Source organism: Anaerobacillus sp. 63XJN7_4_ISO-PGPR-S23-413, assembly GCF_056173725.1.
Genome location: NZ_CM149688.1, coordinates 1,487,070 through 1,511,897, shown reverse-complemented (window position 1 = coordinate 1,511,897; position 24,828 = coordinate 1,487,070). Strand labels below are relative to the sequence as shown.

The window sequence follows — 24,828 nt, the reverse complement described above, 5'->3', positions numbered from 1 at the left end:
TACTATTCATATTTTTACATAAACTCTCGTATTTTGACAGTATCTTTCAAGAAAAAAAAGAAAACATACCCATTTGGATATGTTTCCTATGTCTAGAGTGTCTCCATTTCAATACGACTTCCACGCCCCGATGGTTCTGATGGGGTCACAATGACTTTTCGAGGCAGTCTTGCGCGAAGCTCTGGCACGTGACTAATGACACCGACAGATAAGCTCTCATTTTGTAGCTTTTCAAGTGCTGTAATAACGGTATCTAGAAGTGATTCATCTAGGGTACCAAATCCTTCATCAAGGAAGAAAAACTGGAGCGGATGAGCACCCCTCAATTGAATTTGTCCTGACAGTGCAAGGGCAAGAGCAAGCGATGTAAGGAAGGTTTCTCCTCCTGATAATGTTGAGACTGGTCGCTTTACTCCTCCGTTTGCATCGTCCCGAATTAAAAATCCTCCTCCTGAGTCTACTTCAATAGCGTATCGCTGAGAGGTTAGATCGCCTAACTTCTGTGACGCGTCAAAACTAACTTGCTCTAGCTGTTCAGAAGCAATAAATTCCACAAAACTATTTCCCCGGAAAACGGTTTGAAGCTTATTAAGCTTTTCAAGCTCCTCACTCAAAGACTGACGGTCCCCTTCAAGCACCTTATAGCGTTGATGCCTTTTTGTTATATCTTCTACATGATGTCGGCATGCTGCATAATGTGATAAGGCTTCCTCTCGATTAACTTTTGCACTTTCTGCTCTCTCAATCGTTTCATGATACTCTCCTTCAGTGATTGCTCTCCCCGAAAGCTTCTTCTCAAGCTCTACCATCGAATGCTCCGTTTGATCTCGTTCTTTTCGATAGGCTTGTACTTGCTCTTCCCATTTCTGTTTCTGTTCTTTATCTACTTCAGCATCTCTAACCTGCATACGGTTCTCAAAAATAGAGTCTTTTTCAACTGCTTGATATGTTTCAAGTGATTTTTTCAAACGTAGCTGAGCATCGTCATTGTAATTTTGATCGGCAGCGGAACGTCGTTCATTTTGCTGATAGCTTTCCTCCGCTAGCTGCAATCGCTCATGTGCCGTTTTTTCTTCTTTTCGAAGGACTTGTAATTGCTCATTCGTTGCTTTGTAACCTTCTTCTGCTGTTGTGTTACCTACGATACTAATGTGATCAGCTATCATCTTATTGATTTGTTCTTTAAGCTGTTGTAATGAGCTTGTTAATTCAGCTCTACGCACAGTATGTTGTTGCACCTGTTCCTGAAGCTCTAAAAGATGTTGTTCTTTTTTCTCAATATAAGGAACGCTTTTTTCGAGACGCTCCCTTATGGTGGTTGCTTCTTTATCCATCTCTTCAATTTTTTTCATTTCTGCTTCAATCTCATGAACAGAAAGAGACAATTCCTCTTGAATGGTTTTCGTTATTTCTTCTGTTTCTTTACTTAAATTAATCCGCTTTTCTTTTCTACCTTCTAGATCTTTCTGAACTTGTTCTAGACGATAAGCATATTCGGTCGCTTTTGACTGCTGCTCCTGAAGATTCTTTCGAGCATTTTTAACTTTTTCTTCTATTTCTCGAACATCCTGAGCGAGCGATTTCATTTCTGTTATAACAGCAGCTTCTGTAAGGTTACGATCGACATCGCTTATATCTTGCGCCTTAACTAGTTGCTCGTCCTGATCTGACATCAGGTCAGACGTTTGCTCTAGCTGATATTGAAGCTGTTTAGCATGTTGAAGTTGATCTTTTAACCGTTCACGCCTTTGTTCTTTTTCCTTTAGATCTTCCTTCAAATCAGGAGTGTTATCATTACCTTCTGCAAGCTGAACGTGTTCTTTCGCACCGCAAACAGGGCATGCCTGCCCTTCTTCTAGTTCTCTCGCAAGACGTATTGCAATGACGTGTGTGCGATTTTGTTCAAGTCTTTGACTCGTTTGATCGATTTCATCCTGAACGTTACGGATGTGATTCTCAAGCGTAAGCTTATGAGATGATATGGCATGATATGTTGAAAGAACCAAGTTATAATAACCTGCATAACTCTCCTTTAACACCTTCAAGTTTTGCATCGCGTCATCATATAGAGGCTGAAGTTGCTTTTGAGCATTCACTTGTTTTTCTTCTTCACGATGTGCTTCATCTAGCTGCTTTTGTAGAGATTGGAACTCCTGCTTCAAGCTCTGAGCTCTTAGAATTCGCTTACGTTCTTCAGGGGCGACCTGCCGACTTGTCAAATCTTTATTAAGGTCAGATTGAAGCGTGCGCGCTTTCTTTAAATCCTCTTGTGCTTTTTTCGTCTCTTCCGCTTTTACCTTTGACTCTTTTTCTAGCGTGACTGATTGATTTTCGACACCAGCACGCTTAGTTTTCAGTTGAGATATTTCTTTTTCAAGCTCTAATCCACGCTCAAATTCATTCAGTTTTTTTAATAATAGAGGCTCCTGCTCTTGCCGATTTTGTTGCTTGCTTTTATGCTCACTCTTTCTTTCTTGATACAGCTTTGAAGCTTCTTCTAGTCGGCGCTTTGTTTCTTCATAACGATTCTTTGCTTCTTGTACTTCTTTTTCTGTTGATTCAACCGCATCTAAATAAGGCTTTATATGCCCCGCCGCATTTGCTTCATTGATCTTTATTTCAAGCGTTTCGATCTCAGCTCTTTGTTCAGCTATCGCCTTTTTCCTACTGCGAAGTTCATCAAGCTGGTTTTGAAGGTTCCAAATCTCTGTGACATTTTCTTTTTGTTTCTCAGCTGCAAGAAGATCGTCCTTTGCTTTCTGAGCAGCTTTTTCAGCCTCAAAGAAAGCTTCCTTTGCCTCTTTAAGAGATTCTTTAGAAGCTTCACCTAGTCCCGTTTGTTCAGCCGTAATTTCATTCAACTTATATTTTTTCTCATCCACTCTTGCTCTTAATCGACGATTAAATTGATCACCGTATTTCTCAAGCTGGAACAAACGTTGTAACATTTGTCTTCTCTCAGTGCCTTTTAAAGAAAGGAATTCTGCAAATTTACCCTGCGGCAATACAACAGCACGCGTGAAATCATCAATCGTAAGCCCTAGAATTTCTTGAATCTGCTGTGAAACATCACGGTCTTTATCCGCCAGAACCGTATTTTCTTCACCAAGTTCTATTAATCTTGAATTGGCCGAACGAATGGAAACATCTCCAGAACGTTTATAACTTCGCTCCACCCGATAGCGCAATTTGTTTCCAAGGGCGAATGTAAACGAAACATACAACGTGTCTTCTGCATGATTCATAATGCCCTGGGTATTATTCGTTGCTCGTTCAACTTTCCCATAAAGGGCAAGAGTCATAGCATCAAGCAAAGAAGATTTCCCACTGCCAGTAGGACCAAATATCCCAAAAATTCCTCCCTGACAAAGTGATTCAAAATCAATTTCTTGTTTCTCTCGAAAACTATGTAGTCCTGAAACGGACAGGTGTATCGGTCTCATGTCTTCAGTCCCCCTTACTCCTCATCATCTGACTGTGTTAGCTCTAGAAAAAGCTGGACAAGATCTTCTTCTGGTTCAGCTCCATCTGTTTGTCTTTCATAGAATCGTTTGAAAAGCTCTTCTATCGGAAGATTAGCATTAGACACTTCTTTTTGCTGATCCTTTTTTGCAAAGACAGGTCTAATATGGATAAATCCATCATGCTGACTGCGGAGTCGATGAATTTCTTCTATAGATAGCGTATCATTTAAATGGATTTCGAGATCAATCCACGCATCAGCATCTTTTCCTTCTTCTAGCCACGTATATACTTGCTCAATCCCTTGATCAGCGATCCATCGAACGAGTGGCTTGCCTGATTGTATAGGAATTTCATTTATATGAGCAAGACCCTCTGGCTCCACATCAACGATTGTAACTGACTTGGATTGATTGGCTTCTGAGAAGCTGTAAGCAAGTGGGGAGCCGGAATAGCGTGCAAGTGCTGAAGCTCTCGTAATCGTTTGAGGACGGTGTAAGTGCCCGAGCGCGACATACTGAGCCTGTTCAGGAAGGGAATTCGCTGATACCGTATAAGCGCCTCCTACTTGTATCGGTCGTTCAGAATCACTCTCTCTGCTTCCGGCTACATAAATGTGACTCATAGCAATATGAACGGCCTCCTCTGACCCCGCTTCTGTCAAATCACTAAATAACTTTTTCACCCGATCATCATAGGCTAGCTGAAGAGCCTCTTCTTCCTGACTCGCTGTTAAACATTCATTCAGTCTAGATTCCGATGGATAAGGAAGTGCAGCGATAGAGAGCTTTTGTCCATTTCGAACCGTTACTTCTATCGGATCAATTGTGGGAAACCCAATAATCGTTATACCATTTGTATGTGCAAGTGGGCGTGATGCCGACAACCGTTCAGGATTATCATGATTTCCTGAAATGATGATTAGAGGGCGTTCGCCACGACTAGTTAATTTTACTGCTGCATCATAAAAAAGCGTTTCAGCTGCTGCAGGTGGATTGACGGTATCAAAAACGTCTCCAGCCATTAAAATAGCGTCTACGTTTTCTTCATCAGCAATCACCATTAATTCTTCAAGAAATTCCTTTTGTTCTGGTAGACGGCTTCTTCCTTCTAATGTTTTCCCCAGGTGCCAGTCTGCAGTATGAAGTAACCTCATATTAATCACTCCTTTATTTCGATTCATATTCTGACTCCATCGAAACGAAGACAGCCGGACATAAGCCCGGCTACTTGTTAATCGATTAAGAGAGATCGACCCCCGTCAAAGAAGAATAATATTTTCTCCTTACAAGGCACCTTCCAGATCTCATTAATGGCTTTTTCATATAATTGTAGCTGTGTTGTATAGCGCCGCTTCATTGTCTCCATTGCGTGTTCATCAGAAGTAAAACGATTCGCTATCACGTCTGTTTTGTAATCGATTAGCACTAATTCACCGTTTTGATCGCGAAGAATACAATCAATCACACCCTGGAGAACTACCGTCTCTTGTTCTCCTTCAAATTCAGGATAGATCCATTTTGAATCTACTCCAAGGCTGAAAGGAACCTCTTTATATATTTCAGCTGCATTTCTCATTTTCTGCCCGAGCTCTGAATCCATTAATTGATGAATTTGCTCGACATCAATGGCTCGTCCCTGTTCAGTCGTTAACAATTCCTTATGCTCAAGTTTGGCGACTAACTCGTTAATGTCTTCACGATCATGCCACTTTTGCAAATCAAGGTGCTGCATGACAATGTGCATCGCCGTTCCCCGCTCAGCAGGCGTTAACTGCTTACTTTGAAGAAAGCGAGGTCGCTCTTTCAGTGATTGGCTAAATCCTTTGACTAGCTTGTCATCACTTCGTTCATCTTGAAAGATCTCACGTTGGCGCTTCACTTCTGTAACGGATTGTTTCGACCTTGTTTCAGACGCTGCTTGATGAGGATAAGTCCAATCAAGACGGTGGTTCACCTCATCTTTATAGGAGCTAACTTCAGGAATAGGCTCTTTCTTCTGTAGTAACATTTCATATTCCCGATGTTTATGAACATCTTCTGCTTCAATCTCAGCGAAGGACGAAGCGTTATGAAGAGTGAGTAACCACCGTGCCGGATGTTGAAATACCTCATCATGTTTTGAAAAATTCGCCATTCCTTCAGATATAGAAGCGAGATCTTTATGTCTCATAATAGCGGGTCCAATCCAGCTCAGATAGGTCTTCCCTTTCGATCGTTCGTAATCCGATAGCAGCCACTCATCTCCAGCTGCTCCTGCCCATGACAATCGTTCTTTCTCCCAATCATTTACCGTTCCAACTAAAATTAATTTCTCTTTCGCTCTCGTTAACGCAACATAAAGAACTCGCATTTCTTCAGCAAGTAGCTCAAGCTTCATCCGCTTTTGCAGTGTAAAGTAAGGCAATGTCGGATAACTAATCCTCTGAACTGGATCAATGAATTTTGTAGCAAGACCAAATTCTTTATGCATCAGCATTTGATTGGCCATATCTCTCATATTAAATTGCTTTGCAATTCCTGCAATAAAGACGACAGGAAATTCAAGTCCTTTGCTTTTGTGAATGGTCATCACTCGGACAACGTCCTCTTGTTCTCCAAGAGCGCGCGCAGTTCCGAGATCACTCCCACGCTCTTTCATTCTGTCAATAAAACGCAGAAAGCGAAATAGGCCACGAAACGAAGTCGCTTCGTATTGTCTTGCCCGATCATACAGCGCTCGTAAATTCGCCTGTCGCTGCAAGCCGGCAGGCATTCCACCAACAAATTCATAATAGTTCGTTTCTCGATAAAGCTGCCAAATTAACTCACTTAAAGAAGACTGCCTTGCCGCTTCTCGCCACCTGTTCAAGTTTGTGATGAACTTCGATAATGTCTCCGATAGCTTGTTCGACTCAGTCTCACAGTAAGATCGTAAGGCAAGATAATAACTTGAATGTTTCTCATTGATACGAATAAGGGAAAGCTCTTCCTCTGTTAACCCGATAATGGGTGAACGGAGCACGGAGGCAAGCGGAATATCCTGATAAGGATTATCGATAACATTAAGAAGACTCATCATAATCGCGACTTCTGTTGCTTCAAAATATCCTGTTGCAAGGTCTGAATAAGATGGGATGCCAGCTTGCTTTAATTCTTCCATGATCACAGGTGCCCAGCTTGCTGTTGCACGCATTAAAATCACCATATCCCTATACTGTATTGGTCTCATACGATCTTCTTTCCGGTCGTACACTTTTGTTCGTTCGCTTTCACTCTTCCCCATCATATCTTTAATATTAGAGGCAATAAGCCGAGCCTCAAGCTGAACCTTTTCAGTTTCTTCTTCGTCTTCGTCTTTCTGAGCGCTCTTATCAATAATATGAACTTCCGGAACAACCGTTTCAGACTTAGGGTATTCTGCGCCAGGAATGAGCTCAGCTGCTTCATCGTACTCTATCTCTCCAACACGCTCGTCCATAATTTGTTTGAAGATAAAATTCGTACTATTCAACACTTCTTCTCGACTACGAAAATTGCGCGCAAGATCAATTCGTTTCGATGGCTCGTCAGACGATCGACCAAACGTCTTATACTTAGAGAGGAACAACCCAGGTTCTGCTAGTCTAAAACGGTAAATACTTTGCTTCACGTCCCCTACCATGAAGCGGTTCCCACCTAAGTCAGAAGTTCTGCTAATGGCATTCAGGATGGTTTCCTGAACAGAGTTCGTATCCTGGTATTCATCGATCAATACTTCAGCAAATTGTGTTTGATATTCACGAGCAGCACTCGATGGGACCGGGTGCTCGGGAGTAGAACGATCATCTAACAAAATAGAAAGACAATAATGCTCAAGGTCACTGTAATCCACAAGCCCTTTTTCTTTTTTTAGCTCCGTATACTTGTATCTAAATTCATTTACAAGAGAAGATAACGTTCCTAGTACAGGAGCAAGTTGAACGATGTCTTCTACATATTCCTCAGGGTTTCTTTGGAATAGCTCTTCTTTTAAACTTTGGATGGTCTTTTTGACACGATCACGAAGGCCCTTTACTGTATCAATCATTTCAGGATCATATTGATCCCCTTTACAAGGCTTTAAGCGACCAAACGTTATTTGTTCAAACTCATTTTTGAGCTCCTGCCACGTTTGAGCGGAAGCTGATAGAAGCCTTTCCGTCATTTCACGTTCCATTTCTAACATCTCAAGGTATGGCTCTGGCCCGCCTGGTGCATTAGAAAGAGAAATGGCCTTCTCCTGCATTTCACGCATACCTTCAAGCTGAAGAATGACATCTTTTTTTATTTCCTCTACCCAGACCAATTCATCAAACGCTTTTTCACTCGCTTCTTCATATACGGCGACACTCTCTTGCAACCATTGCTCTGGCCATGGGTGACTAGAAGAGAAATGATAGAGTCTTTCTACAAGAAGCTGAAGATCCACATCACTACGATCACTACTGTAGCGATCAACAAGGTCATAAAAAGCCTCATTCTCTTTCTTGCTATAATGCTCTTCGAAAAGTTCTTCCATTGCTTCTTCACGAAGCAATGCCGCTTCGGTTTGATCCGCTACTCTAAAGGCTGGATCAAGATCAATTTCGTAATAATAGCGTCGAAGCACTTCCATACAAAAAGAATGAAGCGTTGAAATAGAAGCGCGATTCAACATCGAAAGCTGTCTTCTTAAATAAAGGGAAGATGGGTCTTCTTTTAACTTTTCTTCAAGAGCCTCCCCGATTCGATGTCTCATTTCAGCCGCTGCAGCATTTGTAAACGTTACGACAAGAATTCGATCAACTTCAGCAGGATCATTCTCATCAGCAAGACGCCTAATAATTCGTTCAACTAAAACAGCCGTTTTCCCCGACCCAGCTGCAGCTGCTACGAGAACGTCTTGATCACGAGCAGCAATAGCTTCCCATTGTTCGTCTGTCCATTTCGAGCCTTCGGGTTTATTCATTATCGTCATTCCCGTTCGCCTCCTCTCTCATCCGTCTCAGTATTGTTTCATCATCCTGAACAGTAATCGGTCGATAGTCATTATCCTCCATCGCCTGATCAAATTGACAAAATGAGCGATAGGAACAGAATGTGCATGGGATGCGATCCTTCATCTTGTAAGGATCGATATCGATACGTCCGTCTGATATTTCTGTTCCAATCGTTTGGATGGTTTGCCGTGTGAATGACCTGAGCGCCTGAAAATCATTGGAAGATAAAACAGAAGAATTTTTATAAAAAGTACCGTCTTTCTTTAAGGCGGCTGGAATAATGTCAGATTTTTTCTTCTCAATGTCCTGATCCATCAAGCTTACGACATCTTTGTCAGCTAGAAGAAGACCCTTCATCTTAAACTTTTTGAAAAGTTCCTGTTGAAGAGCAGCTTGTCCTGGCGCTGATGCCTGCAACATTGGATTATGAACATGGAAGTACAGCATTCCAGCTGCAGTTGCATCACGACCGAGCCAAATGTTTGCGTTTGTAATCACAACATCCAGATACGTTAGCATCTGAAGCGCTAAGCCAAAGTAAACTTCTGAGAGATCAAGAGAAGTTCCACTTGATTTGTAGTCAATAATTCTGAGCAGAAGCTCCTCTCCATTTAGCGCCTGATCAACGCGGTCCACTCGTCCGATCAACTGGATTTCCACCCCATTCTTAAGCGTAAACTCGATTGGTGGCAAATCCTGGTTTGGGCCAAATCCTAGTTCGAGCCCCGCTGGCTGAAAACCGCTTTTCTTCGCTTGTTGACCGAGAACGGAAGAGGCTCGACCTACTACCTGAGAAAGTTTTCTCATTATATAGTGATAGCGATTTGAACTTAATAGAATTTCATTTTGCAATTTCGGTGCAAGTTGCTCTACGATTTGACCTGATAGTTCATAATATTGATTCGATGAAAGCTTGGCCCAATCCCAATGACGCTGCTTAATTGTTTCAGCCATCATATTTAGCGCAGCGTGGAATAACTGGCCAATGTCTGGAGCTTCAAGCTTAAATGTTGACCGTTCTTTCAACCGTAAACCATGAGAAGCAAATTGCGAAAAGGCACAGGATTTATATCTTTCCATTCTAGAAACACTTGTTTGAATCTTTGAACCATACAGTTTTCTACTCGTGTCCTCTGTCAGACGATCTGCTTTGTTACGATAAAAAAGACTTTCAATCAATCGAACTCGATTCTCTTGTGAAGACGCTGTAACGAACCAATTATAGGCATCCCACCAGATCGGATCAATTGGATAGCCTCGATGCCATTGACGAAGCTGACCTGTTAATCTACCAATTGTCTTCGCCGGGTTCGTTATAAACGATAGTTCTTCTTTCAATTCTTCACCTGGTTCAGCAAATTTCAAACCAATGTTAAGTTCAGGAAACATCTCTTTCAATCGATTCATCACAATAGAAGGCTGCAATCCCTTTCCTTCTTCATCTGCAAGAGGACAACTTACCCACAGGGCATCAGATGGCGTTGACAAGGAATGGTAAATTAAAAATTCTTCGTCTAAAAGACGTCGCTTTAATCCAGGTGCCAGCTGGATCCCCTGTTCCTCTAGCTTTTCTCGATCCTGTTCGTTCAAAAGCCCATCTTCCTGTATTCTTGATGGTAAAACTCCTTCATTGACACCTAGCAAAAAACCACACTTCACATCAGTAAATCTCGTTCGATCAATGCTACCGATCACAACTTGATCAAGTGAAGCAGGTACGAGGGCAAATTTCATGTTTTCCATTCCAGCTTCAAGAAGTTTCGTAAATTGTTCTATCGAAAGTTTTTGATCACCAATCAATTCAACCGTTTCATCAAGCAGTGCCATAACAGCATCCCAAACTTGATCATGCTCCCGTGCTTTCGAAAGCTGACCTGCTTCTTCTGCTTGTACCTTCAATCGATCTATTTTTTCTGCAGCATGACTATTCTCTAGAAGATAATAAAGAATTTCACACATTTCGCGAACGGTTTTTGCTTTCGTCATTTTTCTTTCAAACTTCTCGAGCGGTGTAACAATCCATTCTTTCGTTTCATTTAATCGATCTTCCATTTTTTCGAGGTCATCTGAGGTGACCGTTTCATCATCTTCAAGCTGTCGGTAGATATTTGCTTTAAAGCGCTCATCCGTTTTCCAGCGATAGCCCTTAATGCCTTTAGCAATTACATAATTTTCGAGTTCATCCATGCGCTCGCGAATGGTTTCGATACTTTCTTCTGTATCGTCAGGAAAAAGCAATTCTGTTTTGACACAGCGAAACACAGATTCATAGCGCCAGTTATATTGAATTATATCTAGACTGGACCTTATTAATTCAATTAGCGGGTGATGCAGCATCGTTCTCTTTTGGTCAGAAAAAATAGGAATACCGTGATCGGCATAGATCGTTTCGACAAGTTCATAATAAGAAGCCATGTTACGTACCATGACTGAAATGTCTCTATATCGATAGCCCTCATCGCGTACTAATCTAAGCGTTTCACGCGCTGCCGCTTCAACTTCGGAACGGATATTCACCGCATGATGCACTTGAATATGCTGAAGACTTCCATTATAAAGAACTGGTGGTCGTTCACCATAGTTGGCTTCTAAATGAGCAAGTTCACTATTGTTATAGCGCTTTTGATCAGCTAGAATTATCGGTTCCTTAATAGCAGCCCCCTCTTCATGCGCAAGTCCTTGAAGAGTTTGATATGTTTTCGCTGGCTCATGAAAGAGATCCAGTTCATGAATACTTGAAGGATTCATCTCGGGATCCATCGTGATGGTAACTGTAAGGTTTGTTCCTTTTTTTATTAAAGCCTGAAGCACAAGAAGCTCTTGAGGTGTAAAACTATGAAAACCATCAATCCAGATAGAGGCACCCTCTAGGTAGCTTGACGCTTCGATTTTCTCAGCAAGCAATGCCAAATAGTCTTCCGAATCAAGATAAAACCCGAGCATTTCCTTCTGAAAAGCATCATAAACAAGGTGAAGATCATAGAGCTTATCTCGAAGTAAGCTTCGCTCATCTTCATCATAAAGATCATCCGCAAAACGTTTTATATCTTCCGGTTCAAGACAATACCGTTTAAACTCTGTTACCATGTCATTCAGATGTTCCACATACCCTGTTTTTTCAGAAGAACGCTGATAAATTCTTAGCTTCTGTTTATTCTCTTCGATGATATGACGTAACATCATACTTGTTCCTACGCTTGTTAAGTGTGGGCGGGCCATCCCTCCCGTTTCTTGAAGAACTTTCCATGCCAGTCTTGTAAAACTAAAAACCTGAGCACGAATCATTCCTTTTAACCCTCTATTATGTACTAGTTCATATTCTGATTGAAAAGTCATTTGCTCTGGTACAAGATAGATCATATCTTCACCAAGCGGGCGATCGATCAATTCTTGCTGCATTTCAGATAAGCAATGCTCTGTTTTTCCACTTCCAGACCGACCAATCACAAACTGTACCGCCATGTATTCTACCTCCTACACCGTATATTCTTTGTCTATTATCTCATGTTTTTCTTCAATTGGATAGCAAGACAAGAAAATACGTTCGCATCTAAAGCGACATTATTTGTAAATTATAACACTCGATGGTTTTTAGAATGGTCCGTCAGGGTATATCAAATATAAGAACATATTTACAAAGGAGTTTTGACAATGGAAAAAGAATTCGAAACATTTAAGTGGGAGCTAAATAGACTAACAAGAGACATGACCGAATTTGTGCATAGCTACGAAAAGCTCGACGAAGGTCAAAAAAGAAGTGTTGCATCGAACTATCCATTTAAATCAGATCTTCATGACCTAAAGAATATGCTTGCTACGTGGAACAATACGGTTAATAAAATGTAAAAAGATGAGGAGCACTCCCACTTTAGGGGGTGCTTCTTTATTTAGAAATCATGTTTCTTTCATAACTTCATACATCTAAAGAGTAGAGATTTGTATAGAAGGAGGTCAACGATGTATACCCACAGAAAGTATTACGAGCCTTATGTTAGTCCATTTGATCCATGTCCTCCTATTCGAGTGAAGTCTTACTCCACTCCTCCTAATCTTTATATGGGATTTCAGCCCCCAGGACTGGAGCAATATTCCGCACGTGAAGCTCTCTCTCGAGGTACTCTCTGGAAAGCCTTCTATGATCCCTATCCTTATCCTTCAAAGCAGGGGGAGTAAAACATGTCTAAACAGCTACCGAAAGCCTACTATGAGCTGTTAGAGGAACTGCAGGCCACTGATTTCGTTCTCGTTGAACTGACTCTTTACCTTGATACACACCCGGATGACTACGAAGCCATTCAACAATTCAATGAATATGCCAAAAGAAGTAAGCATCTTAAGAAACGCTATGAAAAGGAATATGGTCCCCTTCAGCAATACGGCAACAGCTATTCAAACTACCCATGGAATTGGGGCGACGCACCGTGGCCATGGCAAGTCTAGTCTGGAAAGGGTGAACCTCAATGTGGCTATATGAAAAGAAATTGCAATATCCCGTTAAAGTCAGTACATGTAACCCCATGCTTGCCAAATTTTTGATTGAGCAATATGGCGGTGCTGATGGTGAACTAGCAGCAGCCCTCCGTTATTTGAATCAACGGTATACCATTCCAGATAAGGTCGTCGGGTTATTAACCGATATCGGCACAGAAGAATTTGCTCATCTCGAAATGATCGCTACAATGATCTATAAACTCACAAAAGACGCAACAGCAGATCAAATGAAAGAAGCTGGACTCGGCGCCCACTATGCTAATCATGACAGTGCCCTATACTACTCCAATGCCGCTGGCGTCCCATGGACAGCAAGCTACATCGCCGCCAAAGGCGATCCAATCGCCGACCTATACGAAGACATCGCCGCAGAAGAAAAAGCAAGGGCCACCTACCAATGGATCATCGATCTCTCAGACGACCCAGACCTAAACGACTCCCTCGCCTTCCTAAGAGAACGAGAAATCATCCACTCCCAACGCTTCAGAGAAGCCGTTGAAATACTTAAAGAAGAAAGAGATAAGAAAAGGATATTTTAAAACGAAATGCGGAAGCGCCCGTATAGCCTCGACAAGCGCTGGAGCCCTCTAAAAAGAACACGCTCTTTGTGTTCATTTTAGAGGGTGAAGCGATCGAGAGGCTGGGCGCTGCAGCTAGACACGAAATGCGGATGTGGGCGGTTAGACACGGCAGGCACTGGAACCCTATAAATTGAACACGGTCTTTGTGTTCGAGTTATAGGGTGAAGTGACCAAGTGTCTGCCCACTGCAGCTAGACACGAAATGCGGAAGTGGGCGGTTAGACACGGCAGGCACTGGAACCCTATAAATTGAACACGGTCTTTGTGTTCGAGTTATAGGGTGAAGTGACCGAGTGTCTGCCCACTGCAGCTAGACATGAAATGCGGAAGTGGCCGTTAAGGGTCGACAAGCGCTGGAGCCCTGTAAAAAGAACACGGTCTTTGTGTTCATTTTACAGGGTGAAGCGATCGAGGCCCTGGCCACTGCAGCTAGACATGAAATGCGGAAGCGCCCGTATAGCCTCGACAAGCGCTGGAGCCCTCTAAAAAGAACACGCTCTTTGTGTTCATTTTAGAGGGTGAAGCGATCGAGAGGCTGGGCGCTGCAGCTAGACACGAAATGCGGAAGTGGGCGGTTAGACACGGCAGCTAGACATGAAAAGCGGATGCGCCCGTTTACCCTACACAGGCACTAAAAGCTTAAATCCAAATAAACAATAACACGCAAAAGCCATCCCCTTTCGGGCATGGCTTTTCCTTTATCTCACATGATCTTCAGTACGATGTTTTCTCGGGCGTTGATTCAATTTGACTTCAATTAGTTTGCCTGCTCCCCATAATACAACTATGGCAGTGAGAATCAGCACCATCTCCAAAGGACGATGGATCAGGGCGAAGACATCATGTCCAATAAAAGACACGATCGATATCATCACCATTTTCCCTAGTAAAACGGCGAGTACAAAGCTTCTAATGCTCATATTTGACAGACCCGCAACGACATTGATTAAAGCTGATGGCGTAAATGGAAAACAAAGCAGAAGAAATACCATCCCAAATCCATGCCGCTCGATCCAGCGAAGTGTTTTTTCGATTTTGGCATGTTTTGTAATCACTCGCATGAAGCGCTGTCTAGCAAGCTTTCTGACCACTATAAAAACGATCAAAGCGCCAAGAGATGCACCAAGCCATGAAAGTAAAGAGCCATACCAGAATCCATACGCAGCCGCGTTTCCTGCTACAAAAAGAAAAAGGGGCAATATGGGAATCACAGCCTCAAGCATTGGTAGCAAAATTCCAGGCAAAGGACCAAGTGCACGATACTGACCTAGCCACTCTCTGATTGTTTCTTCATTCAAAAAGTCTTTAATCATTTCCCATTCCATATGGGAATCAACCTCGTTTCCTGATGCATACGTCATTGCGAAAGCACATAATGCTTATTTCTTATATTAAATCACAAAAAATTATGATAAGAAAGTCTCGTCTATTTTAACAACGCTTCGTACACTTCTTCATCAAGAGCTTCCGCTTTCTTTTGATTATATGTTTTTTCATATTGTGGTTCTGCCGTTATTTTCGCACCCCAGAACATGCTTTCTGCGACTTGAGTAACTTCCACATTAATCTTAGCAAGCTTCAGCGACACTCCTTGCATCGCTTCCTCTAGGATAGATGCTTTTCCGTGAATGGAATATACCGTTTCCAATCCGATTATTGTAAAGACAACATTAGAATGCTGTTTGACATTTTGAATTGTTTTTGAGTTAGAAGTCACAGAAAAGCGAATATTATTTTTATCTAGGCTTTTCACCCATGATATCGCTGATACATTGGGTGTATGGCTTTCATGATCAATCGTTGCAAGCATTACAAGCTTTTCTCCTTCTAAAAAGGTTACAAGATCTTCTGTTAGCTCTGTCATATTCCCCTTCTTCGCCAAAATGTCTCATCCTTTCAATTTCTTTGATCTATTGCTTTCCTAAAAGATTACCACGAATCCCTCTTAATGGAAACGCTTCACCATTTCAAACCGAATTTATTGTATAAAGAAGACTATATTAATGAAACTCATTGATGATTAATATAAGCTAACATATAAAAAAAAGCCGTACTCACGTGAGCACGGCTAACAGGGGGAAAATCACTTTCAAACTACTTAGGGGGTTTGATAAAGAATATTCCCGAATGTCAAAAAACCAAACTACAAATTTGAAAATAAATTATTTTTTTTCATTCATTTTAAGTGAACCACTTATATCAAGGTTAATCGACTGAAATTCAGGTAAATTTGAAAGCGTCATAGAAACTGGGAGACCTGATGTGAAATGCTCATGATCAAGATCAACCTGTATACTGTTCGGCTCCCCGATAGGTCTTGTTTGATAAATAAGAATAGAACTCTTCTTATCATCTTTTAATTCTAAAAGAATAGGCTTGCGGGATTCAATAAGCTGTCGCTCCTCTTCTGAGGCAACATCAAATCGCTCTTCATAAGTCTTTCGGCTTTCAATATCAAATTGATTAAAAAATTGCGAACTTATTTCTTCTTGAGCATCAAATGAAATCACAAGTTGCTGACCATCATCCTTTAAATGAACAGAATAAGAGATTCCGCTGTACTCTCCAATGGTTACCTTTTCTCCCTTTTCCATCGCTTCCAAGTCAGATTGCGCGATTGTTTTACTAACTGATCCGTCTTTATTAAGAATCACTTCATTTAATCGATATGAGAACTGTTTCTGTATTGCCTGAAAAGGTTCTAAAGGAAGATAACTTCCATCCTTGTCTTCCCTTACATCATACTCAATGGAGTACGGGTTTTCTCCGCTTGTATTGGTGATTACAAACTTTGTTTGCGGATCGTACTCACCTTCAATATAGAGTTTATTCATGTTAAGACCTGCTTCAAAATGAGAAAATGTAAGCTCTCCATCCTTTATTTTTACACTTTTGTTCAAATCCGTTTCAGCATATACATTTGAAGCATAATCACTTTCTAAAGACAGCTCCTGATTTTCCAAGTTCACCTTCTCATCATTTCCTTGAACATACGCATCTTTAATAAGGACGGAATTTGCTGATGAAAAACGATTGAACTCATTTATAGTCCCACCGGCCTCATGATTCGGTATTAAAATATCAGCCTGATAGATACGGTGATTCACAACATGAGGCTTGCCATTTTGCTCCTTAGAAATGTTCTGCTGATTAACTAAATATGATTCGTTTGATCCTTCGATTCCTGTAAAGCTAACTGACCCGATATGTAATCTTGGTAAATTATATGGTTGATCACTTTCCTTCAACGAAAAGGAATAAGTAAGATAAACGGCTCCGTAATTTAGAACCATTACATCATGGATAATTAAATCTCTCTCGGCTGAAAGAAGGGGGATACGGCGCTCCTCACCACCCAATACTCCTAACTCTCTTGCTAGTCGAGTCTGCGGAACACTGTTTTCCATTGCTTCTTCCCAACTACTAGTAGATTCGTATACTTCAAAAAGAGACTCATCCACTTTAAAATTAGGCTCCCCATTCTTAATCTGATTGAAAATAACAAGGAACAGGACGAAAGATAAGAAAATTCCAATAATTTTATATAAATTTAATTTCCTCACATAGATCCCTCACTTCTGATCGTCATACCTCTATTCTATCAGTTTTGAACTTATGATTTAAACAACAGTCCTATCTCAGCATCCTTTTTAAAGAATAAACCAAAAAAACTTCCTCTAAGGAAGTTTATGGTGCTATTTCAACTGGAATTCGAAACAAGAAACTCTCTTCTTTATTATTCATCACAATAGGTACTTTAACTTCAATCTGATATGCACCTGGATCTAGAGGTTCTGTAGCAAGTGAATCCCCTTCGATAATTTCATCATTAGACACATTCTTTTCGACTGAAGGTACTAAAGAATTATATGGAATAACAACTTCGTCTGTATTTTGTTCAGTAATTTGGTAATCCAATAGCCTGTCTTTTACTACCTCAACCTGAGTATTCTCGTCCCCTTCATACTTTATCTTGGCAGTAAGGGTAATACTGTGATCTTCTGCTAGTTTACTATTCACAAGAGCGCCTATGGGCATTTTTGGCTGCGTCTCCGACCTTGATACCACGTCTCTTTGATTTTCACTAAGCAAGTATTCACTAGTATTCATTTTCCGATCACTAAACAGTACATTGACAGCGCCTACAATAATAAAAACAATAAAAAACAATATAATTAGCTTAGAACTATCTAACTTCCATTTCTTCATAACGACATCCTTCCACGCATATCTCAATGCTCCTAGTATATCATTTCCTTATCCGAACATAGCAAAAAAAATTTAATGAATAAGAAGTTTTGATACACTAAAATAAAGATCCAGAGAAAGGATGTCATTAGATGGATTTGATTATAGATGTACTTTATGGAACTGGAATTGTTTTCTTACTGATTGCTGGTTTGTATTTAGTTGATCAATTCCGCAAATAAGGCCTTATGCATTAGGTCCTGCTTTGTACAAGACCGATGGTGATGGATCAATAACGGAGGCATCATATTCCTGTTGAACTGACCCTTGTGGCATTTGTTTAATGATGCGAACGAGTTCTTCTTCATCAGGATTGTACCCTTTTCCTGATAAGTACTCCATTATTTCTCTAGTACTCACCGGTTCCTCAACATTTCTTAAAAAGCTTAAAATTTCATTCTGCATGATTTGTCTCCTTTCAATACGTCAACGTCTCACATTTTTATTACCCTATTAACAGAAATTATAATCGTTTTCACACCCGACTCTTTCCAAGCGTAATGAAATTCGCTAAACTTAAGATAGTTTCAGCTTTACTAAAATGAAAGATTCTATATAGAGGAAGGAGTAGGACATTGCGTTCATTATTACTAGTTATTTCAATGATGTTCGTTATCTTGGCGGGGTGCGGTAATAATTCATCTCAAACCTCTAACGAATCGAACGGAGGAGAACAAATGCAGGAAAACATCGCTTTTGAAACAGTCGAAATGCAGAATGCTCCTAAAGATGTTCAGACAACCGTTCAACAAAAATGGTTAGAAAAATCCACTTTTACAATTCCATCAAATGACGATCTCTATATTATTATTACTCGTGGTGAGATGCCAACAGGTGGTTATTCAGTCTCAATCGACAGTATCATTAAAGAAGGCAACGAAATTGTTGTCTCGTATTTCTATACTGATCCGAAAAAGGATGATATGGTTACACAAGCCATTACAAAACCAATTGTGATCTCAAAAATCGAGATGACGAATACTCGTGTTAATTTTAAAGAAATTCAAAAAAGCGTTCCTAATTAAGGATTCGCTTTTTTGTTACACACAAAATCACAACGCTTACAACATTCGTAATGAGCCATTAACGGAGGAATTTCGCTTTTATCTATCCAGCTCCATTCCCCATGGCCTCGATCACTTCATCTCTCATGCTGAACACAAATAGCGTGTTCATTTGAGAGACTCCAGTGATTGTCGCCCATTAACAGGGGAATTACGCTTTTATTTATCCAGCTCCATTCCCCGTGGCCTCGATCACTTCATCTCTCATGCTGAACACAAATCGCGTGTTCATTTGAGAGACTCCAGTGATTGTCGCCCATTAACGGGGAATTACGCTTTTATTGAAAGGACTGAGGATATGATTGTTTATGAAGATAATGATTATTTTGTCATGATTACACAGCATGATCACGCTTTGCTTTCAGGGCAGTTTGCAGAAGCGTTGCGGAAGTCTTTTTGGCCAGGTAATCTCTATCAGGAAGATGTTTTATATGCGATAAAACATCATGATCGTGGATGGATTCCACTTGATGAAGTTCCATTTTGGAATGATCGACGCGAAGCACCCTACTCCTTCTTAGACTTTCCTCTAGCTACTAAGCTAGAATTCTATAAGAAAGGGATCGAGGAAGTGAATGAAAAAACAACTTACGGGGCTTTTCTTTGTAGCAAACACTATCGCTCTTTCTTTAATGGTGCCGAGTCTGAACGTGCGATCCGTTTTTACGCAGAAGAAGAGAATAGACAGGATCAGCTCAAGGAATCAATTGATATACCTGATGATCTTCTAATATTTCACTATCAGCTTCTTCAATTTTGTGACGACCTGTCGCTCTATGCATGTTTTCAAGAACCGGGTGTCCAAAAAGAGGAAGAGCTCTCCTGGTATCGGAATGGATTCCCTCAATCCTTTTATTTTCTGGAGGAACAGGATTCAATACAGACAAGCTGGAAATCTACTGATACGATACAAATATCTCATCCTCTATTTCATGAAGATCACGTCTTTCAAGTGCAGCTTAAGCGTGTTCCAAAAAAACTGATCGAAACTGAAGGAATTTCAAAAGCTTATCAATCCACTCCAGTTGAATATCGTAGATTTCACTTTAGTAGCTAATGCTGACAATAGACAGTGAGATATTTGCCTCTGAACGAAAGCCAGATTCATCACGTCAACTTAAATAGGAACTTCCTAATCATTTAGGAAGTTCCTGTGTGAGTATACAAAGTCCCCTCTCCTAAGAAAGGCGTTAGAAAAGTAACGTTACAAAATAGAAAATAGTTCCCAGACCGGCAATGGAATAATTAAAAAGGCGATTGTTTTCTGACCAATTCTTTTCAGCGTTGAATTTTTCAAAGGCAAGCATTCGATAACTCGTCTCGCTTCTCATTCTCAACACACCCTTATTCGATTATTCTAACTATTCTTTCTATTATTGTAAGCGCTTACTTACTTAAAGTAAAGGTTTAACCACAACAAAAAAGCCGTTTAACTAACGGCTTTCACACTGGTCAAGTGGGTCTACTTCGTTTCGCCATGTTTCTTCGTTACGCAGTGCAAAAAGTAGCCAATCTTCGTTCCCATTATAATTGGAGTCGTTCCATTCGCGGAAATGAACCACTGATTGAAAGATCTCTCCCTGAATTGATTCAATTAATTGGTTCCTCTTAGGATGATCTTCTATCCAATCAAACAACTCTTTTGTGAGAATTGATTTGAGATCGAACTTCATAAGGTTTCCTCCTTTACTTTACCACACAGGAAGAAAATAGCAGATGTTAGTTTCACAAAACTTCCTCATTTTGATGGTTCATTTGCATTAGGGCATTTAATAATCGGTCAAGCTCCTGACTACAGCGAATGGTTCTCTCTGATGCAAATCCATATCGTCCCGCAACTTCAAACATTTCTTTGCGTTTTTTTTCAATTGCATCATACATGTCTCATTCCTCCTCATGCCAATACATTACCATTATGCCCATTTCTAGAAGGAATCAAAACGTATTCGACCAAACTTCCTATGCTATGTCAGAATTAGTAGGAATAAGACAAAATCTTTTGCTAAACTCGATTAATTGTGTAAAGAAATAGCTCTCTGTATGAAACTATCCTCCTGTATAAGGTTACTTATATAGTTCTCTTATTCCCCTTTTTCAATTGTTTAATCCATCGTTTGCATTTATAGATGAGTGCTACTCCCATTTCTTCTTATCATGATATTAAAATTCGTCGAGCCGTTCGTAAATGATTTTTCAAATGTGAATCCCGCTCTCTCATACACCTTGATCGCTCTCCTATTAAACGATGCTACAGTCAGTCTGAGACCTAAGAACCCATTGTATTCAATTGCATAAGCAAGTCCTACCTTCAAAAATGCCAATCCTGTTCCTTTGCCCGCCTTATTTGGATGTAGTCCCAAACCAATATCGATATAATTCTCCTCGTAGGCGTCAACTTGGTGACCAGCTGGTACTTGCGCCGATTCTCCATAGCAAAAGTACCCAATCAAATTTCTTTTGTCATCGATCACATAAAAATAGGCCCCGTTCATAAACTCTAATAATTCTTCTTGATCGCCTTTAAAACTATACAAAGAATAAGGTTCATCATATGTCCACGTTTGAATTTCGCGTGCCTTTTCTAAAGTCATAGGGTGAATTCTCATAACCTTATCGATTCCCTTCCCACTCTCCATGAAATTGTGATAAAAATGATTGTATAAATTCATGCCGTTCTTCTGCAAGACTTTTTCCCGTCTCGGTATTCATAAGATCTTTTAATTTCAAAAGTTTTTCATAAAAATGATTAATAGCGGTAGACTGTTCATTTCGATAGGCATCCATTGTCATATTTGTTCTTGGTTCAATAGAAGGGTCATAAATCACTTCTGCTTTGGAGCCGGCGTACACAAACGTTCGTGCGATGCCAATCGCCCCTATCGCATCTAATCTGTCCGCATCTTGCACAACTTGTGCTTCGAGACTCTTAACTGGTGGACGATTCCCTCCTTTATAAGAAATAGTCGTAATAATTTCCATTACGTGTTCTCGATCCGCGGCCTTTAATTGATAGAGCAGCGCTTCTACCTCTCTTATTCCATCCTGCTCTGAGGAAGCTACTTTATCATCTGCTAAATCATGAACGAGTGCTGCTACTTCACAAATAAATGTGTTAGCACTCTCTTCATCTGCTATTCTTTTTGCTTGTTTGACAACCCGATCAATATGATGCCAGTCGTGACCGCTACCTTCTCTTTCTAATTTTCGTCTAACGTACGTTCTAAGTTCATTCAAAATAGTTTCCACGGTAATATGTCTCCTTCTCTAATAGTTGGGTTATGCCTACTCGAAATCTCCTCTCGGTTATAAATCGAAAAATTGATACTAGTAGCTATAACTTAACCCTCACAAAAAAAGGCCAGCTATGTGCTGACCTATAACTTCTCTTCGACTTCTGCTTTCTTTAGTAAATCTTCTTTCATTTGCTGAACTTTCTCTTGCGTTTTGGTTTCGATTAAATAGTCTTTTATACGATCCTTCATTTCTTCATAAGATGGTGGATTCTCAGCATCTTTTGAGAACTGATCATTATAAAATGCTTTCATCTCTTCTTCGGTCACTTCGGGTGTTTCAATTTTCTCTTTAACAAATTTATCTACAACGACAATATCAGAATATTGACTTTCAAGCTGAGCCAGCGTCATGCCTTGACCTTCTAGCGCTTTCTTCAGCTCATCCTCACCATCAAATTGAGCCTTTATTTGCTCAAGTTCAGTTTCAACTTCTTTATCTGATGCAGAGAAACCTTCTTCTTTTGCTTTCTGAAGCAGAAGTTCCTGTCCGATTAAATTATCCATAACTTCTTCTTCAATTGACTTCGCCACTTCCGTATCCGATGGATCTTCACCGCTCATCGTATAGCGCAGCTGAGTTTGAACTAGCATCGAATTATAATCTTTTCCCTTAATATCTTCTCCATTTACAGTAGCAACAACCTTATCTTCTTTTACCTTCATTGCTTCTAGTTCTTCCTGTGTTTGATCCATTGTTGCTGATTCTTCTGAAGGCTTTTCTTCTTTTTTCGCTTCACTATTATTGTTACAAGCAGCGAGCAAAAGAACCCCAATAAGCATTAATAAGCTAAGATATTTTTTCATGCAGATGATGAACTCCCTTCAAATGTGACGAAACGTCTATGTTGATTATAGGACTTATTATAACATTCTTAAAAATACTTCATAATAAATATGGGATATTTTTGTTTTTTCAAGACTGACTATAGTAAAGCCACAGTTCGAATAATCAACAATAATAGCAAAGATACCTTTAGTAAAAAATAAGGCAAAAGAAAAAACCCTAGAAAATCATCTAGGGTTAGTGTAAATAGTGATATCGTTTTTCTAATCGCTCTTGTATGAAAGACACACATACACAAACAGCCCAATAAATTAGCGCAACTAATATGTACATCGTCATAAAGTCGAACTCTCGGCCTCCAACTATTTTCGCATGATGGAGTAATTCTGGAACTGTAATGACCGCCGCTAAAGATGATGCCTTGATTAGATCAAGCATCACATTCGATAATGGCGGAATCGCTATTCGCGTTGCCTGCGGCAATACGACTTCCCTCATTGTTGTCCAATAAGGCATACCGAGCGCGGTCGATGCCTCCCACTGCCCTTTTTCAACAGATGACAGCGCAGATCGCTGTATTTCAGCAATATAGGCGGCGCTATTTAAGCTAAAACCAATCAATGCTGATGTTAAAGCTGAAAACTCAATGCCAACGACAGGTAACCCGAAATAAAGAATATAAAGAAAAACAAGAATCGGTGTACCTCTCATAAACGAAATGTAAAGTCGAGCTGGCCACCTGAGGGCTCTCCATTTTGACATTCTTCCAAGAGCAAGAAATAACCCCATCACCAGCCCGATAATCATTCCAACAAACGCGATCAATAACGTTAATCCAAGTCCTTGAATGACATAGGGAAACGACTTTAACGCAAGACCCGCATCAAATAGATATTCCCAATGTATTTCCCCCACTTGTTACAACTCCCACTTATTCTTCAAAATCAATATCTGGCTTAACTGATACGTTAGCTCCATCAAAGAATTTCTCTGAAAGCTCTTTGAGCGTCCCGTCTTCCTTCATCTCTTTAATGGTTTCATTCACTTTTGTTTCAAGTTCTCCGCTATCTTTTTTCATAACGATCGACTGGTCATTTGGATAATATTCGATATCTGGATGGATTGTAATATTTAAATCTGGAAAGGCAGCAAGAGCGAGCTTCTGTAAGTAATAATCATTCAGGATAATATCCGTTCTCCCTGTTGATACATCACGTAAATACTGTTCATTTGTCGCATTATCGTAAGTTACTTCTTCAGCACCGTGCTCACGAGCTACCTTCATATAAACCGTTGTTGAAGCACCAGCGGCTTTTTTCCCCTCAAGATCATCTAGTGAGTCAATTCCAGATAAATCATCTTTTCTTACGATCGCAGTTCCGTAAGAGTATTTAACTGGTTCAGAAAAAGCGAATTTTTCTTCTCGCTCTTCCGTTGATGTTATGTCGTTTGCAGCAAGATCTACTTTCCCTGAGTTGATGCTTGTTAACATGCCATCAAAGCCCATTTCTTCAAATTCAACTTCAAGATCAAGGCGTTTCGCCATCTCTTTTACAACTTCAACTTCGTACCCCGTCACTTCGTCAGAACCTTCTTCATAATAAGAAGTTGGATAGAGCGTCCCAGACGTAGCTACCGTAATCTTTCCTTCTTCTTGAATCTCTTCCCAGGCAGTCGGTTTATCTTCAGATGCTTCATTCGATTCGTTTCCACCGTTCGAACAAGCACTTATCACAAAAACAACTAGCCCCATTAAAAATACAGGAGCCAGTCGCTTAACGAAATTAGTCATTCATTTCACTCTCCTTTAATCTAGTAAACAGTAAAAACATATCACTATATGACAGTGTATTGCAACAATTACAACACATTCTTTTATACACAAACTATTTCCATTTTTCAATCAATGTTTTGATCGCTATGTTAC

23 protein-coding genes are annotated in these 24,828 nt (G+C 40.3%); 6 read left to right on the top strand and 17 right to left on the bottom strand.

Features of this window, described 5'->3' with window-relative positions:
• Positions 1-92 precede the first annotated feature (92 nt).
• The 4 genes from AC0VYO_RS08225 to addB all read right to left on the bottom strand — a co-directional run bounded on the left by AC0VYO_RS08225 (position 93) and on the right by addB (position 11,902).
• On the bottom strand, positions 93-3,443 hold the full coding sequence (locus tag AC0VYO_RS08225) for an AAA family ATPase (RefSeq protein ID WP_475368842.1): 3,351 nt from the start codon (positions 3,441-3,443) through the stop codon (positions 93-95).
• Positions 3,444-3,457: 14 nt separating this feature from the next.
• On the bottom strand, positions 3,458-4,618 hold the full coding sequence (locus AC0VYO_RS08220; protein ID WP_475368841.1) for an exonuclease SbcCD subunit D: 1,161 nt from the start codon (positions 4,616-4,618) through the stop codon (positions 3,458-3,460).
• Between the two features lie 77 nt (positions 4,619-4,695).
• Positions 4,696-8,418: a helicase-exonuclease AddAB subunit AddA gene (gene addA / locus AC0VYO_RS08215; protein WP_475368840.1), complete on the bottom strand. Its 3,723-nt coding sequence runs from the start codon at positions 8,416-8,418 to the stop codon at positions 4,696-4,698.
• On the bottom strand, positions 8,402-11,902 hold the full coding sequence (addB, locus tag AC0VYO_RS08210; protein WP_475368839.1) for a helicase-exonuclease AddAB subunit AddB: 3,501 nt from the start codon (positions 11,900-11,902) through the stop codon (positions 8,402-8,404). The genes addA and addB overlap by 17 nt, the downstream gene beginning before the upstream one ends.
• 189 nt (positions 11,903-12,091) lie before the next feature.
• Here addB and AC0VYO_RS08205 point away from each other — a divergent pair, with 189 nt between their 5' ends.
• The 4 genes from AC0VYO_RS08205 to AC0VYO_RS08190 all read left to right on the top strand — a co-directional run bounded on the left by AC0VYO_RS08205 (position 12,092) and on the right by AC0VYO_RS08190 (position 13,470).
• Positions 12,092-12,286, top strand: coding sequence for a hypothetical protein (locus AC0VYO_RS08205; RefSeq protein WP_194221130.1), 195 nt, complete (start codon positions 12,092-12,094; stop codon positions 12,284-12,286).
• Positions 12,287-12,397: 111 nt separating this feature from the next.
• Positions 12,398-12,613, top strand: coding sequence for a spore coat associated protein CotJA (locus AC0VYO_RS08200; protein WP_194221129.1), 216 nt, complete (start codon positions 12,398-12,400; stop codon positions 12,611-12,613).
• A gap of 3 nt (positions 12,614-12,616) precedes the next feature.
• The gene (locus AC0VYO_RS08195; protein WP_194221128.1) at positions 12,617-12,880 is read left to right on the top strand and encodes a spore coat protein CotJB; all 264 of its coding nucleotides are present in this window, start codon (positions 12,617-12,619) and stop codon (positions 12,878-12,880) included.
• A gap of 20 nt (positions 12,881-12,900) precedes the next feature.
• A complete protein-coding gene (locus AC0VYO_RS08190; protein ID WP_194221127.1) occupies positions 12,901-13,470 on the top strand; it encodes a manganese catalase family protein in 570 nt (189 codons plus the stop codon).
• A gap of 740 nt (positions 13,471-14,210) precedes the next feature.
• On the opposite strand, the gene AC0VYO_RS08185 is transcribed toward AC0VYO_RS08190, so the two are convergent.
• From AC0VYO_RS08185 to AC0VYO_RS08165, 5 genes are all read right to left on the bottom strand, one after another.
• On the bottom strand, positions 14,211-14,837 hold the full coding sequence (locus AC0VYO_RS08185) for a TVP38/TMEM64 family protein (RefSeq protein WP_475368838.1): 627 nt from the start codon (positions 14,835-14,837) through the stop codon (positions 14,211-14,213).
• A 101-nt stretch (positions 14,838-14,938) separates the two neighbouring features.
• Entirely contained in the window at positions 14,939-15,394 is a 456-nt protein-coding gene (locus AC0VYO_RS08180; RefSeq protein WP_430242162.1) for a pyridoxamine 5'-phosphate oxidase family protein, read from the bottom strand.
• 280 nt (positions 15,395-15,674) lie between these two features.
• A complete protein-coding gene (locus tag AC0VYO_RS08175; RefSeq protein WP_475367142.1) occupies positions 15,675-17,075 on the bottom strand; it encodes a hypothetical protein in 1,401 nt (466 codons plus the stop codon).
• Between the two features lie 124 nt (positions 17,076-17,199).
• Positions 17,200-17,721: a hypothetical protein gene (locus AC0VYO_RS08170; RefSeq protein ID WP_475368837.1), complete on the bottom strand. Its 522-nt coding sequence runs from the start codon at positions 17,719-17,721 to the stop codon at positions 17,200-17,202.
• Between the two features lie 225 nt (positions 17,722-17,946).
• Positions 17,947-18,165, bottom strand: coding sequence for a hypothetical protein (locus tag AC0VYO_RS08165; protein WP_430242166.1), 219 nt, complete (start codon positions 18,163-18,165; stop codon positions 17,947-17,949).
• A 170-nt stretch (positions 18,166-18,335) separates the two neighbouring features.
• Here AC0VYO_RS08165 and AC0VYO_RS08160 point away from each other — a divergent pair, with 170 nt between their 5' ends.
• A complete protein-coding gene (locus AC0VYO_RS08160; RefSeq protein ID WP_475368836.1) occupies positions 18,336-18,785 on the top strand; it encodes a protease complex subunit PrcB family protein in 450 nt (149 codons plus the stop codon).
• Positions 18,786-19,122: 337 nt separating this feature from the next.
• On the top strand, positions 19,123-19,881 hold the full coding sequence (locus tag AC0VYO_RS08155; protein ID WP_475368835.1) for a DUF3891 family protein: 759 nt from the start codon (positions 19,123-19,125) through the stop codon (positions 19,879-19,881).
• Between the two features lie 133 nt (positions 19,882-20,014).
• On the opposite strand, the gene AC0VYO_RS08150 is transcribed toward AC0VYO_RS08155, so the two are convergent.
• The 8 genes from AC0VYO_RS08150 to AC0VYO_RS08115 all read right to left on the bottom strand — a co-directional run bounded on the left by AC0VYO_RS08150 (position 20,015) and on the right by AC0VYO_RS08115 (position 24,693).
• Positions 20,015-20,155 carry a hypothetical protein gene (locus AC0VYO_RS08150; RefSeq protein WP_404682473.1) on the bottom strand — a complete coding sequence of 47 codons (141 nt, stop codon included), beginning with the start codon at positions 20,153-20,155 and terminating at the stop codon, positions 20,015-20,017.
• Between the two features lie 102 nt (positions 20,156-20,257).
• Positions 20,258-20,497 (bottom strand): hypothetical protein, encoded by a 240-nt coding sequence (locus AC0VYO_RS08145; protein ID WP_194221119.1) that lies wholly within the window; start codon positions 20,495-20,497, stop codon positions 20,258-20,260.
• Between the two features lie 52 nt (positions 20,498-20,549).
• A complete protein-coding gene (locus tag AC0VYO_RS08140) occupies positions 20,550-20,705 on the bottom strand; it encodes an aspartyl-phosphate phosphatase Spo0E family protein (RefSeq protein ID WP_194221118.1) in 156 nt (51 codons plus the stop codon).
• Positions 20,706-20,944: 239 nt separating this feature from the next.
• Positions 20,945-21,415, bottom strand: a complete 471-nt coding sequence (locus AC0VYO_RS08135) for a GNAT family N-acetyltransferase (protein WP_475368834.1) — start codon at positions 21,413-21,415, stop codon at positions 20,945-20,947.
• 19 nt (positions 21,416-21,434) lie between these two features.
• Complete coding sequence (locus AC0VYO_RS08130; RefSeq protein ID WP_475367138.1) at positions 21,435-22,070, bottom strand: HD domain-containing protein; 636 nt, start codon at positions 22,068-22,070, stop codon at positions 21,435-21,437.
• 128 nt (positions 22,071-22,198) lie between these two features.
• On the bottom strand, positions 22,199-22,921 hold the full coding sequence (locus AC0VYO_RS08125) for a SurA N-terminal domain-containing protein (RefSeq protein WP_475367137.1): 723 nt from the start codon (positions 22,919-22,921) through the stop codon (positions 22,199-22,201).
• Between the two features lie 217 nt (positions 22,922-23,138).
• Entirely contained in the window at positions 23,139-23,816 is a 678-nt protein-coding gene (locus tag AC0VYO_RS08120) for an amino acid ABC transporter permease (protein WP_430242177.1), read from the bottom strand.
• A gap of 16 nt (positions 23,817-23,832) precedes the next feature.
• Complete coding sequence (locus tag AC0VYO_RS08115) at positions 23,833-24,693, bottom strand: transporter substrate-binding domain-containing protein (protein WP_475367136.1); 861 nt, start codon at positions 24,691-24,693, stop codon at positions 23,833-23,835.
• Positions 24,694-24,828 lie beyond the last annotated feature (135 nt).